This window comes from Sorangium sp. So ce362, assembly GCF_051519845.1.
Classification (GTDB): Bacteria; Myxococcota_A; Polyangia; order Polyangiales; family Polyangiaceae; genus Sorangium.
This window is the reverse complement of record NZ_CP150332.1, coordinates 885699-899558: the sequence shown is the minus strand read 5'-3', so window position 1 is coordinate 899558 and position 13860 is coordinate 885699. Positions and strand designations below refer to the sequence as shown.

Here is a 13860-nt window from a genome sequence, read left to right as displayed (position 1 = left end):
GGCGGCCGCCGCCCCCGCCCGCACGCGCAGCCGCGGCACGCAGCGCGCAGCGCGGCGAGGCGGCACGGATGTCGCACACCCCGCAGGGTCGAGCTCACGTTCCGAGCTCGCGGGGGGGAAGACTCATGGCCCAGACCGTCGGCGAGTTCCTGCTGAGGCGCCTCGTCGCGTGGGGTGTCCGGCGCGTGTACGCCTACCCAGGCGACGGCATCAACGGCATCGTGGGCGCGTTCCGCCGTGTTCCGGACCTCCGGTTCATCCAGGTGCGGCACGAGGAGATGGGCGCGTTCATGGCGTGCGCTCACGCGAAGTTCGCCGGCGAGGTGGGCGTGTGCATGGCGACCTCGGGGCCCGGCGCGATCCACCTCCTGAACGGGCTCTACGACGCGAAGCTGGACCACCAGCCGGTCGTGGCCATCGTCGGCCAGCAGGACCGCGCCGCGCTCGGCGGGCACTACCAGCAGGAGGTCGATCTCGTCACGCTCTTCAAGGACGTCGCGCACGAGTACGTGCAGATGGCGTCCTCGCCCGCGCAGATCCGGCACCTCATCGACCGCGCGATGCGCATCGCCAGGGCGGAGCGCACCGTCACGTGCGTCATCGTCCCGAAGGACGTCCAGGAGATGGACGCCGTCGAGGAGCCGCCGCACACGCACGGCACCGTGCACACCGGCCTCGGCTACAGCTCGCCGCGCGTGGTGCCGAAAGAGGAGGATCTGCGGCGCGCGGCCGGCGTGCTCAACGCCGGCAAGCGCGTCGCCATGCTGATCGGCCAGGGCGCTCTCGGGGCCGCGCCGGAGGTCGCGCGCGTCGCCGAGATCCTCGGGTGCGGGGTGGCCAAGGCGCTGCTCGGCAAGGCGGCGCTCCCGGACGATCTGCCCTGGGTCACCGGCTCGATCGGCCTGCTCGGCACCAAGCCGAGCTGGGAGATGATGGCCAACTGCGACACGCTCTTCGTGGTCGGCTCGAGCTTCCCCTACCCGGAGTTCCTGCCGGAGGAGGGCCAGGCGCGCGGCGTCCAGATCGACATCGACGGCCGGATGCTCGGCCTGCGCTACCCGATGGAGGTCAACCTGATCGGCGACAGCGCCGAGACGCTGCGGGCGCTCATCCCCTACCTCAAGCTCAAGACCGACCGCTCGTGGCGGCGCCGGCTGGAGGAGAGCGTCGCCGACTGGTGGAAGGTGCTCGAGGCGCGGGCGATGAACGACGCCGATCCGCTCAACCCGCAGCGGGTCTACTGGGAGCTGTCGTCGCGGCTGCCCGACCGCTGCATCCTGACCGCCGACTCCGGCTCGTCGGCGAACTGGTTCGCGCGCGACATCAAGATCCGGGAGGGGATGATGGCCTCGCTCTCGGGGACGCTGGCGACGATGGGACCCGCGATGCCCTACGCGGTCGCGGCGAAGTTCGCCTTCCCCGACCGCCCGGTCGTCGCGATGGTCGGCGACGGCGCGATGCAGATGAACGGCATCAACGTGCTCGTCACCGTGGCGAAGTACTGGCGCGAGTGGAAGGACCCGCGCCTCGTGGTGCTGGTGCTCAACAACCGCGACCTGAACCAGGTCACCTGGGAGCTGCGCGTGATGAGCGGCGATCCCAAGCTCGAGGCATCCCAGACGCTGCCGGACTTCCCGTACGCGGCCTACGCCGAGGCGCTCGGGCTCTCGGGCGTGCGGATCGACCGCCCGGACCAGGTCGCGCGCACCTGGGACGAGGCCTTCCGGGTCGACAGGCCGGTGGTCGTGGAGGCGGTCACCGACCCGGAGGTCCCGCCGCTGCCGCCGCACATCACGGTGAATCAGGCCAGGATGCTCACGTCGGCGCTCCTCCGGGGCGACCCGGACGCGCGCGGGATCATCCGCCAGACGTACCGCGACATGATCGAGAGCTGGATCCCGCACCGGGGCTGACGATGGCCGGCGAGCTGCAGCGCACGGCGATCCCGGTCGAGCAGATCGAGGTGGCCGCGTACACAATCCCGACCGACAGGCCGGAGTCCGACGGCACGCTCGAGTGGCGCGAGACGACGCTGGTCGTCGTGCACGCGTCCGCCGGGGGCGAGCGAGGGCTCGGCTACACGTACGCCGACGTGGCGGCGGCGCGGCTCGTGGCCGACAAGCTCGCCGGCGTCGTGCGCGGGCGCGACGCGCTGGCGGTCCCCGGCGCGTGGGCCGCGATGGTGCGCAGCATCCGCAACCTCGGCCGGCCCGGGATCGCGCAGATGGCGATCGCCGCGGTCGACGCGGCGCTCTGGGACCTGAAGGCCCGCCTGCTCGCGTTGCCGCTCGCGGCGCTGCTCGGCATGGCGCGTGAAAGCGTGCCCCTCTACGGCAGCGGCGGGTTCACCTCGTATACCGAGGTCGAGCTCGCGGAGCAGCTCGGCGGCTGGGTCGCCGCGGGCATCCCGCGCGTGAAGATGAAGGTGGGGCGCGACCCGGCGGCGGACCTCGCGCGCGTGCGCGCGGCGCGCCGCGCAATCGGCCCGGACGCCGCGCTCTTCGTCGACGCCAACGGGGCCTACTCGCGCAAGCAGGCGCTCGCCTTCGCCGAGCAGTTCGCCGGCGAGGGCGTCCGCTGGTTCGAGGAGCCCGTGACCTCGGACGACCTCGACGGGCTGCGGCTCCTGCGCGACCGGGCGCCCGCCGGCATGGACGTCGCGGCGGGCGAGTACGGCTACGATCTCGTCTATTTCCGCCGCATGCTCGACGCCGGCGCCGTCGACGTCCTGCAGGCGGACGCGAGCCGCTGCGGGATCACCGGCTTCCTCGCCGCCGCGGCGCTGTGCGAGGCGCGCTCGCTCGACCTGTCGGGCCACTGCGCGCCGTCGCTGCACCTGCACCCGGCGTGCGCGGTGCAGCGGCTCGCGCACCTCGAGTTCTTCCACGACCACGTCCGCATCGAGCAGATGCTCTTCGAGGGCGCCGTGGCGCCCGCGGGAGGCGCGCTCGCGCCGGATCTCGACCGCCCCGGGATGGGGCTCTCGCTCCGGCGCGCCGACGCCGAGCGCTTCGCAGTGTGAGGGGGGAATCATGCAGCACATCGAGCAGCAGAAGGAGGAGAGCGCGGCGGCGGAGGACAGGCCCTCCGAGCCCGTCCAGCGCGAGATCGATCGCGGCGTGATCCGCCTGCCCGGCGAGCGGCGCGTGCGGCTCGCGCCCGCGGCCGGCCCCGAGGTGGAGGCGCTCGCCACCGAGCTCTCGCGCGCTGTCGAGGGCGAGGTCCGCTTCACCGCGGGCGACCGCGCGCTCTACGCGACCGACGGGTCGAACTACCGGCAGCTGCCCATCGGCGTCGTCGTGCCGCGCCACAAGGACGACGTGATCGCCGCGGTCGCCGCGTGCCGCCGCCACGGCGCGCCCATCCTCGCGCGCGGGGGCGGCACGAGCCTCGCCGGGCAGACGTGCAACGTCGCCGTCGTCCTCGATTTCTCGAAGTACATGCGCGGCGTCCTCTCGCTCGAGCGCGCGAGCAAGCGCGCGCGGGTGCTGCCGGGCACGGTGCTCGACACCCTGCGCGACGCCGCGAACGAGCTCGACCTGACGTTCGCGCCGGATCCCTCGACCCACGAGTACTGCACGCTCGGCGGGATGATCGGCAACAACTCGTGCGGCGTGCACTCGGTGCTCGGCGGCCGCACCGTCGACAACGTGCACGAGCTCGAGGTGCTGACCTACGACGGCCTGCGGCTGCGCGTGGGGCCGACGAGCGAGGACGAGCTCGAGGCCATCGTCCGCGAGGGCGGCCGACGCGGCCGCATCTACGCCGAGCTGCGCGCCATCCGCGACAGGTACGCGGACCTCATCCGCGCCCGCTACCCCCGCATCCCGCGCCGCGTGTCCGGCTACAACCTCGACGAGCTCTTGCCGGAGAACGGCTTCCATGTGGCGCGCGCCCTGGTCGGCACCGAGGGGACATGCGTCACGGTGCTCGAGGCCACCCTGCGCCTCGTCGACTGGCCCAGGTTCCGATCGCTCCTCGTGCTCGGCTACCCGGACGTGTTCTCCGCGGGCGATCACGTCCCCGAGGTGATGCGCTTCCGGCCGATCGCGCTCGAGGGGATCGACGACCGGCTCATCGAGGACATGCACAAGAAGGGGCTCCACGAGCGTTACCTGCGTTACCTCCCGGAGGGCCGCGGTTTCTTGCTCGTCGAGTTCGGGGGCGACACCCAGGAGGAGTCCGACGCGGGGGCGCTCGACGCCATGCGCGCCCTCGCGCGCGGGCCGAACCCGCCGACGATGAAGCTGTACGACGACCCCGACCAGGAGCGCGCGCTCTGGGACGTGCGCAGATCCGGGCTCGGCGCGACCACGCGCGTCCCGGGGGAGCCCGACACGTGGCCCGGCTGGGAGGACTCCGCCGTGCACCCGGACAACCTGGGCGGCTACCTCCGCGACCTGCGCGCGCTCTTCGATCGCCACGGCTATCAGCCCGCGCTCTACGGCCACTTCGGGCAGGCGTGCGTGCACTGCCGCGTGGACTTCGACGTGGTGACGGCCGAGGGCATCCGCAACTGGAAGCGCTTCCTCGACGAGGCGACCGACCTCGTGGTCCGCTACGGCGGCTCGTTCTCCGGCGAGCACGGCGACGGCCAGGCGCGCGCGCAGTTCTTGCCGAAGATGTACGGCGAGGAGCTCATCGAGGCGTTCCGCCGCTTCAAGGCCGCCTGGGACCCTTCGTTCTCCATGAACCCCGGCAAGGTCGTCGACCCGTACCGCGTCGACGAGAACCTCCGCCTCGGGGCCGGCTTCCGCTCCGCCGCGGTGGAGACGCACTTCCGCTTCCCGGACGACGACGGCGACTTCACGCGCGCGACCCTGCGCTGCGTGGGCGTCGGCAGGTGCCGGCGCCACGACGGCGGCACGATGTGCCCGAGCTACAGGGTGACGCACGAGGAGGAGCACTCAACGCGCGGGCGGGCGCGCCTGCTCTTCGAGATGCTGGAGGGCGACGAGCTCCGCGGCTTCCGCGACCACGAGGTGCGCGAGTCGCTCGACCTGTGCCTCGCCTGCAAGGCGTGCAAGGACGAGTGCCCGGTCCACGTCGATATGGCCACCTACAAGGCCGAGTTCCTGTCGCACTACTACGCGGGTCGGCTCCGGCCGCGCGCCGCTTATTCGATGGGGCTCATCCACTGGTGGGCGCGCCTCGGGCAGCGCGTGCCCGGGCTCGCGAACCTCGTGACGCAGACGCCGGCCCTCGCCGCGATCGCCAAGAAGCTCGCCGGCATCGCGCCCGAGCGGACCATCCCGCCGTTCGCGCGGACATCGTTCCGGCAGTGGTTCCACGGCCGGCCGCGGCGCAACGCCGGCGGGCCCGAGGTGCTGCTCTGGCCGGACACGTTCAACGATCACTTCTTCCCGGACACCGCGATCGCCGCGACCGAGGTGCTCGAGTCGGCGGGCTACGAGGTGATCGTCCCGGAGGCACAGCTCTGCTGCGGCCGGCCGCTCTACGATTTCGGCTTCCTGAAGACGGCCAAGCGCATGCTGCGCGACGTGATGAGCGCGCTGCGCGATCCGATCGAGCGCGGCGTGCCGATCGTCGGCCTCGAGCCGAGCTGCGTCTCGGTCTTCCGCGACGAGCTGCGCGGGCTCTTCCCGGACGACCCGGTCGCGTCGAAGCTCCGGGAGCAGACGCACCTGTTCGGCGATTTCCTGAAGGGGGCGCCGGACGGCGATCCCGGCCCGCGTTCGCCCGGCGCGCGCGGGATCGAGCTGCCGCGGCTCGACCGGCGCGCGGTGGTGCACGGTCACTGCCACCACAAGGCCATCCTCGGGATGGACGGCGAGCGCGACGTGCTCCGCGGCATGGGCCTCGACATCGAGCTCCTGGACTCGGGCTGCTGCGGGATGGCGGGCGCGTTCGGCTTCGAGGAGGGCGACAAGTACGACGTCTCGATCCGGTGCGGCGAGCGCGTGCTCCTGCCCGCGGTCCGGTCGGCGCCGAAGGACGCGCTCGTCGTGGCCGACGGCTTCAGCTGCCGCGAGCAAATCCAGCAGACGACCGACCGGCAGGCGCTGCACCTGGCCCAGGTCGTGCGCATGGCGGCGCTGCACGGCCCCGCGGGGCCGGCCGGCGACTACCCCGAGCGCGCCTACCTGCCCGGGCCCGAGGAGGTCTACGTGCTACCGCGCGCGAAGGCGGCCGCGCTCGCCGCGACGCCGGCCGGCGTGGCGCTCCTCTGGGCGGGCGGCCGGCGGCTCGCGGCCGAGCGGCGGCGGGCGCGGCGCGGCCGGTGGCTCCAGGCGGCGGGCGTGGCCGCCGTGGCGCTCGCGGCGGTGGGGTTGCTCGGGCGGCGGCGACGGCGCTTGCCTTGAGCGACGCCACGTCCGCCGGGCGCGACGCTACCCGACAGACGTCGGCCCGATGACGGCGGCAGACGATGGGGAATGAGGGCTGCTCTGCTCCTCGGCGGTGATGAGCAGCTCGAAGTTGGCATACGGCACGGTCGTCTCGGCCAGCTTGCCGTTTCGGCTGCCAGGATTGTAGTCGAGCACTCCGAGCCGCCGCCACGGGGTCTCGGAGTTCGGGCGCTGCCAGGCGACGAAGTGCTTGCTGCCGGCCGCGATCCGCTCGGGCGGCGCGAGGTGAACGACGTCCACCGCCAGCCGCGTGGTCGCGGCGTCGGCGTCGATGTCGGCAGTGAGTTGCGCATCGGCACCGGGCGCGAGCTGCGTACCGTGGACGGTTCGCGCGCTCGGGCCGCCACAGCCAGCGAGCGCCATGCTCGCGAGAAGACCGAGCGCGAGCCCCATCCGGCGGCCGACCCGTCGCCCCGTATCACCGTACTTCATATCGCCCCCTCGATCGCCTTTCTGGCGTCACGACGGACCCACTGCCCATCTCGGGCATCAAGTCCGGGCTGGCCGGTACTCACCCGCCGCCCGCTGCGCCGTCGTCGCTCGAGCAAGCCTCATACCGAGGCCGGCGAGCGCCGCGACCGCGACGGCTGCCCGCTCGACGAGGCGTGTCCGGCAGGTCGGCAGGCTCAGCGTTCACCGGACAACCCCAACGTCATTGCGCCCGCGTTCGGACGCGATCATGACCATCGCCATTGCGGAACCCGTCCCAGCAGGCCGCGCCGGCGTGGGCGTCGCGCGAGATGGGGAGCCCGGCGCAGCACGTGCAGGCCGGAGGGAGCGTGAGCGCGACAGAGCTCATCACAGGACGGGGGAATCATGCCGACACTGAAGCCTGAAGAACGTGAACATTTTGCACAGCAGGAGAACCCTAATCCGCCGCTGTCAGGCGCGCGATACAGATCAGAGGAGGAGAAGGCACCGAAGATCGTGCTCGGCGGCTCGCTCGCCGAGGTGGTCTGCGGCGCGGCGGCGATCGTCCTCACCATCCTCGGGCTGACGGGGACCATGCCAGGGGAGCTCACCTCGATTGCCACGATCGTCTTCGGCGCCGCGCTGATCGCGCACGGCGGCGCGATCGCCTCGCGCCTCGGCGCGCTGACCCGCGCCACGCCGCCCCTCGAGTGGGACACGCGCGCCGAGCTCGGCGGCGGGCTGGGCGCGGAGCTCGTCGGCGGCGTGGCCGGCGTCGTGCTCGGCGTCCTCGCGCTCCTCGGCCTCTCCCCCGCGACGTTGACCTCGATCGCGGTGATCGTCTTCGGTGGAGCGACCCTGCTCGGCGGCGGCGCAACGGCGGACCTCGGCGGGCTCGACACGCGCGGCGCGGAGCCGCACCTCGCCCACGTCGCTCGTCAGGCGTCGATGGCCGCGGCCGGCCTGCAGTCGCTCATCGGCGCCGGCGCGGTGGTGCTCGGCATCCTCGCGCTGGTCGGCATCTATCCCATGGTGCTCACGCTGGTCGCCCTCCTCGCGCTGGGGTCGGCCGTCGTCGTGAGCGGGACCGCCGTCTCGGGGCGCGCAGCCGCCGCGCTCCGCCGCTGAGCCAAGGCGATACCTCACCCCACCCCACGGACGCGCGGCGGCGTCGATGGAGCGGCCGCGCTCCTCAGGGACGTTCCAGGACCATGCGCACGCCGAGCGCCACGAGGACCACGCCGGAGACCGCCTCGAGCGTCCGGCGTACGCGACCGCCGGTCATGGCCGCCTGGAGCCGGCCGAGGAGCAGGACGAGCGCCAGGTACCAGGCGGTGTCCACGGCGACCCACACCAGCGAGAGGAGGAGCAGCGCCGGCAGCGTCGGCGCGCCGGTCGGCACGAACTGCGGCAGGAAGGACGCGGCGAACACGGCCGCCTTGGGGTTCGCCAGGATGGTGAGGAGGCCGATGCGGAAGGCGCTCCACGCGCCGGCAGCGGGTTCCCGGGCTCCCGGCCCCGCGCCGCCGGCGCCGGCCCGACGCCGCCCCAGGATGGACTGAACGCCGAGCACGACGAGGACGGCCGCGCCGGCGAGGCGGAGCGCGTCGTAGGCGACCTCGGAGGCCTTGACGAGCGCCGTGGCCCCGAGCGCCGCGACGAGGGCCCAGAAGAGGAGGCCCAGCTCGTTCGCGGCGATGGTCGCGAGCGCGGCGCGGCGCCCGCCGCGCAGGGCCTGCCGCACGATGACGGCGGTGCTCGGCCCCGGGATCATCGCCAGCACCAGCGCGGCGCCGCCAAAGGCAAGGAGGGTCGAGCTCATGACGAGCCTGTGTACCCGCTCGACGCTCGGCCGGCCAGGGCTCGCCGCGCGAGCTCGGGGCCGGCGGGTCGAGCCGGCGAAGCCTGATCGGGTGGTGACGCCGCGTCGCTCCCGAGAAGCTCGTCCTTCCGCTCCAGCAGCCGCAGGGTGAGCTCGACCCGAGGTACGGCTTGCCTACCGCGCTCGCGTGGTGAACAGGGAGCTGATGGTGTCCAGGATGTCCTGGATCGACAGGTCAGGAGGTGCCTTGTCCGGGTTGTCGAGGGCTCTATCCACGTAGTGCCCGATATACTCGGTCATGGCGAACGCCGTGATCGCGTTCGTGACCGCGCCGGCCAGCGGGATCAGCCCCAGGGTCAGGTCGAGCATGAGCCGAATGGCGCCGCCGCCCCAGATGATCTGGTGGATCTGGGACCACGCCGCCTTCGAGAGGTGCGCGCCTCGCTCCTTCGCGAGCGACGCCGTGAGCAGGTACTGGATCGGGATGACGAACAGCTGGTCCGAACCCGGGATCGGCTGGACGATGAAGCTGATGCCGGCGGCGCCAGCCGAGAATGCGTGCGTGGTGAGCCGTGCCCCGAGCCTCATGAAGGAAGCTTAATGCGCGCGCGGCCGTCGAGAAGCGGCTCGCGCCGCTCGTCCGGGGGGGGCGGGGGCGCCGGGGCGCGGGGCGCGGGGCGCGGGGCGCGGGGCGCGGGGCGCGGGGCGCGGGGGCGATGTCCCGCGTCTCCTGCTTCGTACGGAGCGCCGCTCGGTCCATGCTCCTCGACCGTGGAGGAGGCGAGGAACGCGCGGCGGGATCCCCCGCCCTCGCCTCCGAGGCTTACCCTTCGTCTGCGCCGGGCAGCGTATTCGTCGCCGGCGCCGGCTTGCGGCTCTTCTTCGCCGCGGTCCCGGGGGCGACGTTCCTCCGCATGAAGTCGATGACCGGCGCCAGGACGTCCATCACCTTGCGATCGGTCTGCGCGTGCGTCTTGGCGATCCGGTAGGCTGCATAGAGCGTCTCGCGGAACTTGATGGCCGCATAGAACGTCGAGTCGCCGAGCTCTCCCCCGATCGGCGCGAGGCTCTCCGCGACCTCGCTGAAGAGCACGTGCTTCTCGATGCGGTCCCGGAGCAGCGCGGTCTCGAAGCGGTTCGGGTCCATCCCTTCGTCCTGATCCGCCAGCGACTCGAACAGGGCGGGCTTCATGTCCACCACGTCGAGCACCTTGTTCAGCATCACGTGCTCGCCGTCCCGCAGCCGCGGCGCCGTCTGCCGCTGCTCCTTCGTCAGCGTCACGAGCCCCGGGAATAGGCTGTCGAGCTTCTCCTCGAGCTCGGCGGCCAGCGCCTTGGCCTTCGCGGCGCGCGCCCGGAACTCGTCGATCGGCATGTCTTCCCACGTGGTCCAATTCGAATTCTTCTTCGAATCCATTGCTTTCTCCTCCCGTGCTTCAGTTGCAAGCGGGTACCGTAAGATGGCGTGCCCGGTCTCGCAAGCATGCCTGCCTGCCAGAGCACGAATTCCACGCCAGGAGGAACGCAGAGGCGGCCTCGTTGACGGCAGCCGTGACCGCAGCCGTAGCTCGACCGCAGAAGGAGCAGAGCCACTGCATCTCTCCAGCTTCGACGGTACGCTCGGCCTCCGGAGGCGCCTCGGGTGTCGCAGAGTCTGCCCGCGCTCGCCCACGCGCCGAGAGCGCCCGGATGGAGGTTGAGCGCTCCGAGACGAGCATGCTGACCGCGCCTCGGTCGCCCTGAACCGCGCCTCGGTCGCCCTGAACCGCGCCTCGGTCGCCCTGAACCGCCCCTCGGTTGCCCCGAACCGCCTCGCCGCTGCCCCGAACCGCCCCTCGGTTGCCCCGAACCGCCTCGCCGCTGCCCCGAACCGCCCCTCGGTTGCCCCGAACCGCCTCGCCGCTGCCCCGAACCGCCCCTCGGTTGCCCCGAACCGCCTCGCCGCTGCCCCGAACCGCCTCGCACCCCGGGGGCCCCCCGGGGCATCCCGGGCCCCCCCCACGTGGGAGCCCCGAGCGCAGCTCGACCCGGCGGGGAAGTGTCGCAACGCCTCGGAGAGGACCCGCTCCTCGTGACCTCGCACTCGCCGTTCTTCGTGTCCGACCTCAAACCCGAGGAGCTCCGCGTGCTCTACCGCGACGAGCACGGCTACACACAGGCGCGCCGCGTGGCGGACATGGCCCGGGCCCTCGCGATGTACGAGGCTGGCGGCAACCTCGGTCACCTCTGGATGGAGGGGTACTTCGACGTCGGCCATCCGCTGGTCCGCGCCGGCGGCCCCGTCGCGCCTCATGCTCCGCTTCGCTAAAGCGTTCCCCGATCGGCGAATCGTCTCGGCGCTGCTGAGAGAATCGTCCGGTTCCTCCGGAGGATCGATGGGTGCACGCTCCGCTGCCAGCGAACGCGGCGCCAGGACCTGAAGGATACACGCATGGCGTTTCGTCGCGCGTGCGACCGAGCACGGCGCGTGGGTTCGGTCACGATCGGATGAGGTAGAGAACCTCGCCTGAGTCCGAGCGGACGCATCTCCCGCTTGAACGGGCGCCGAGAGCGTGTATCGGACGACGCATGAACAGAATTCTCGGAGAGCGGAAGCTGGTGTTCAAGCCATCCGACGGCTCACCGCCTCAGACGGTAGTCGCGCGATTCGGCCATCCAGAACCAGGAAACGACGGCATTTGGTGCGTTGACGTCCAGGTGGAAGAAACAGGGAAATCCGGCACGACAGACCGGGCCCTCGGCATGGACCAGGCTCAGGCTATCTTGCACGCATTCCTGCTCCTCGATGCTCAGCTCGAGGACATGGCAGCGCGTGGATCCATCGAGCTATCCGGAAGCAACGAACCCGTGGAGCAAGAGCCCACAGAGAAGCCGGATGCGTGGCGCTTCGTGCCGCGAATCGCGTCAGAAGACGACTCCAGCATCGGCAACGGGCCGATGCTCGCAAAAGTGGACGTCCTCGGCGAGCGAGAGCTGACGCTGAAGGGGAAGGGTGGCAACGAGGAGAACGTGATCGTACGCCTCGGACATCCAACCATGGCCAGTGGCCATTGGCGCGCGCCGTGCGAGATCATCGGTCCAGGAGACGCGATACAGCGTCGCTCTGGATCGGGAGAAGACCCGATCCAAGCGCTGACACACCTGCTCTATCTCATCCCGATTCTCCTGGACAGCCTCGCAGAAGGTGGGGACTTTTCTACACGGGAAGGCGCGGCGGGACATTGGTTCCCGCGGATCCTGATCGAGGAACGACCGGGCACAGCAACGAAATGAAGCACAGCTCCACCGATGGCGACGGCGGCGCCCGATCTGGCAGCGCGACCGCGTCGGTGTGCGGGGATGTGCCCGGGCGAAAGCCGCCTTGCCATGCCTCGCCGGCTCGGGCCGACTGGCATGGCGCGGAGCTCGGCGCAGCCCGAGGCCACGCGAGGGCCAGGGCGGGCCGACGCGTCGGCCGGCCGGTGCCGAGGGGGAGATCGTAGCGTGGCTCGCCCTCGGGGCCGCGTCGCGCCGGGATGGCCGGCCGCTGCTCCGTCCCGTGGTGCACACCTTCCCCCTGCAGCGACGCGGGCCAGCGGAGCTACAGGGCGGCGGTCGCCTGGTCGTCTGCGGACACCGGCGTGCGAGCCGGCTCCACGCGGCTGTGGATCAACTACCGTACGACCGACCAGATCCGCAGGTTCTCGGATCGGATCCTGCCCCCGTCGGCGGGGACATGTCGGTGGGCACGATCCACCGGGCCAAGGGGCTCGAGTTCAAGGTGGTTGTCGTCGTCGGGTGCGACGCCGATCTGGTTCCGTCCACGTACCTGCAGAAGGAGCTTGTCGACGAGGCGGACCGCGAGGCGTTTCTGGAGCAAGAGAGGCACTTGCTCTACGTGGCGTGCACGCGGGCGCGGGAGCGGCTGGTGGTGACGTACGCGGGGACGCCGAGCCGGTGGGTGGTCGCGCCGGGCGGGTAGTCGGCTGCCTCGCGTCGGCCAGGCGGTATGGTCGACGCGCGCGCTCGGGCGGCTCGCGGGGTCGATCATGAGATTGGACGAGCGGCCGGCCGGTGCGGCGACATGCTCGGTCGCGTGACGACATGCTCGGTCGCGTGACGTGGGACGCGGTCGCCTGCGGCCGGACTCCGAGCGGGGCGCACCGCTGGGAGAGGGACGAGGCCTCGGGCGCACACTTGCTCCGCGCCCGCCCGCGCGACCACGTCGCGGTTGTCGGGACAACCCTTGGGGGGTATGATCGAGCATGACCTCGAAGGATCAGGTAGCGCGGGAGCTCATCGCGGAACACTTTGAGCTCGAGCCGCATCTTCAAGCTGTCTATCGCATCGTCGCCGAGAACGAAGCCAGCGCGACAGAGCCTATCAAGCTGCTGGAGGTCAACGCCGCGACCGTGGCCACCGGAGGCGTCACGCCGTTCGAGTTCGCGCCGACCCAAGACGTTCCGTTCCCAACGGTCATCGCCGAAGTGACGCCCACGGAATTCGAGGCGATTCAGGCGGGCGATTCGAAGCTCCCGAAGGGTTGGAGGCTCGACCGCGCGCAGCGGTTTACGCGCGACGGGCTGGCAGCGTGATGGACGCCGGGGCGAGGCGTCAAGCCTTTGCCGTCGCGTTCGCGGCTCAAGGGCGGTCGGATTGGGACGTCTACAAGCATCTCTCGGCGCTCACGAAACCCAGCTTTCCGCAATGTCACACGCTGCACTACCTTCAAATGGCGACCGAGAAGATCGCCAAGGCGTATCGCATCCGCGACACCGCCGCTGACGTGGATGAGCTGGTGAGGCATCACACCGGGTTCGTCGAGTTCATCAATCAGTTTTTTCGCTGCGAGATGATTCGCGACGAATATCGAGGGCAAGATGCAGTTCTACAGACTCTCCAGCGGAATGCGACAGCCCTCGCTCGGGAGATCGAGAAGCTCGCGCCGGCTACCGATCGATTGGCGTCACCTGAGAACGCCGAGTACCCGTGGGAGCGCGACGAAACAATCCTGATTCCGTGCACCTTTGATTTTCCGAACCTCACCATGTTGCGGCGGCCAGGCGGTCGGTCGGTGATGAACCTCGTCGAGCGGGCCTTCAACGACTTCGAACGGTTGCGCATCCAGTAGACAAGCTGTCGGGTACAGGCCGTAAAATCATGCGGCATGGACTGACCGGTATCGCTCAAGGAGCGCCGCTGGCGGTGTGGGGTGTTACAGCGTACGACCCTGCGGCCCCCTGGGTCGTGGAGGATGGCCCCTCGGGGCAGCGCCTCCAG

Annotated in this window: 13 protein-coding genes; 9 read left to right on the top strand and 4 right to left on the bottom strand. The window is 71.1% G+C overall.

Features of this window, described 5'->3' with window-relative positions; all coding sequences use genetic code 11:
- The first annotated feature begins 125 nt into the window (after positions 1-125).
- The 3 genes from WMF17_RS03585 to WMF17_RS03575 are packed head-to-tail and all read left to right on the top strand — an operon-like array spanning position 126 to position 6323.
- Complete coding sequence (locus tag WMF17_RS03585; protein ID WP_437648127.1) at positions 126-1913, top strand: thiamine pyrophosphate-requiring protein; 1788 nt, start codon at positions 126-128, stop codon at positions 1911-1913.
- Positions 1914-1915: 2 nt separating this feature from the next.
- Positions 1916-3022 (top strand): enolase C-terminal domain-like protein, encoded by a 1107-nt coding sequence (locus WMF17_RS03580; protein ID WP_437648126.1) that lies wholly within the window; start codon positions 1916-1918, stop codon positions 3020-3022.
- A 10-nt stretch (positions 3023-3032) separates the two neighbouring features.
- Positions 3033-6323: an FAD-binding and (Fe-S)-binding domain-containing protein gene (locus WMF17_RS03575; protein ID WP_437600557.1), complete on the top strand. Its 3291-nt coding sequence runs from the start codon at positions 3033-3035 to the stop codon at positions 6321-6323.
- A 27-nt stretch (positions 6324-6350) separates the two neighbouring features.
- Here WMF17_RS03575 and WMF17_RS03570 read toward each other — a convergent pair whose 3' ends face one another.
- Positions 6351-6761 (bottom strand): hypothetical protein, encoded by a 411-nt coding sequence (locus tag WMF17_RS03570; protein WP_437648124.1) that lies wholly within the window; start codon positions 6759-6761, stop codon positions 6351-6353.
- A gap of 534 nt (positions 6762-7295) precedes the next feature.
- Here WMF17_RS03570 and WMF17_RS03565 point away from each other — a divergent pair.
- On the top strand, positions 7296-7907 hold the full coding sequence (locus tag WMF17_RS03565; protein ID WP_437648122.1) for a hypothetical protein: 612 nt from the start codon (positions 7296-7298) through the stop codon (positions 7905-7907).
- A 64-nt stretch (positions 7908-7971) separates the two neighbouring features.
- Here the strand turns inward: WMF17_RS03565 and WMF17_RS03560 are convergent, their stop codons facing one another.
- The 3 genes from WMF17_RS03560 to WMF17_RS03550 form a co-directional block, all read right to left on the bottom strand.
- Positions 7972-8601, bottom strand: a complete 630-nt coding sequence (locus WMF17_RS03560; RefSeq protein WP_437648121.1) for a LysE family translocator — start codon at positions 8599-8601, stop codon at positions 7972-7974.
- 174 nt (positions 8602-8775) lie between these two features.
- Positions 8776-9189 (bottom strand): hypothetical protein, encoded by a 414-nt coding sequence (locus tag WMF17_RS03555; protein WP_437648119.1) that lies wholly within the window; start codon positions 9187-9189, stop codon positions 8776-8778.
- Between the two features lie 235 nt (positions 9190-9424).
- Positions 9425-10018, bottom strand: coding sequence for a hypothetical protein (locus tag WMF17_RS03550; RefSeq protein WP_437648117.1), 594 nt, complete (start codon positions 10016-10018; stop codon positions 9425-9427).
- 654 nt (positions 10019-10672) lie between these two features.
- Between WMF17_RS03550 and WMF17_RS03545 the strand changes: the two genes are divergently transcribed.
- The 5 genes from WMF17_RS03545 (at position 10673) to WMF17_RS03525 (ending at position 13711) form a co-directional block, all read left to right on the top strand.
- Complete coding sequence (locus WMF17_RS03545) at positions 10673-10909, top strand: hypothetical protein (RefSeq protein ID WP_437648115.1); 237 nt, start codon at positions 10673-10675, stop codon at positions 10907-10909.
- 260 nt (positions 10910-11169) lie between these two features.
- Entirely contained in the window at positions 11170-11874 is a 705-nt protein-coding gene (locus WMF17_RS03540) for a DUF6968 family protein (protein WP_437648113.1), read from the top strand.
- A gap of 442 nt (positions 11875-12316) precedes the next feature.
- Entirely contained in the window at positions 12317-12562 is a 246-nt protein-coding gene (locus WMF17_RS03535) for a 3'-5' exonuclease (RefSeq protein WP_437648111.1), read from the top strand.
- 283 nt (positions 12563-12845) lie between these two features.
- On the top strand, positions 12846-13175 hold the full coding sequence (locus tag WMF17_RS03530) for a hypothetical protein (RefSeq protein WP_437648109.1): 330 nt from the start codon (positions 12846-12848) through the stop codon (positions 13173-13175).
- A complete protein-coding gene (locus WMF17_RS03525; protein WP_437648108.1) occupies positions 13172-13711 on the top strand; it encodes a hypothetical protein in 540 nt (179 codons plus the stop codon). Before WMF17_RS03530 ends, WMF17_RS03525 begins: the two co-directional genes overlap by 4 nt.
- Positions 13712-13860: the final 149 nt, after the last annotated feature.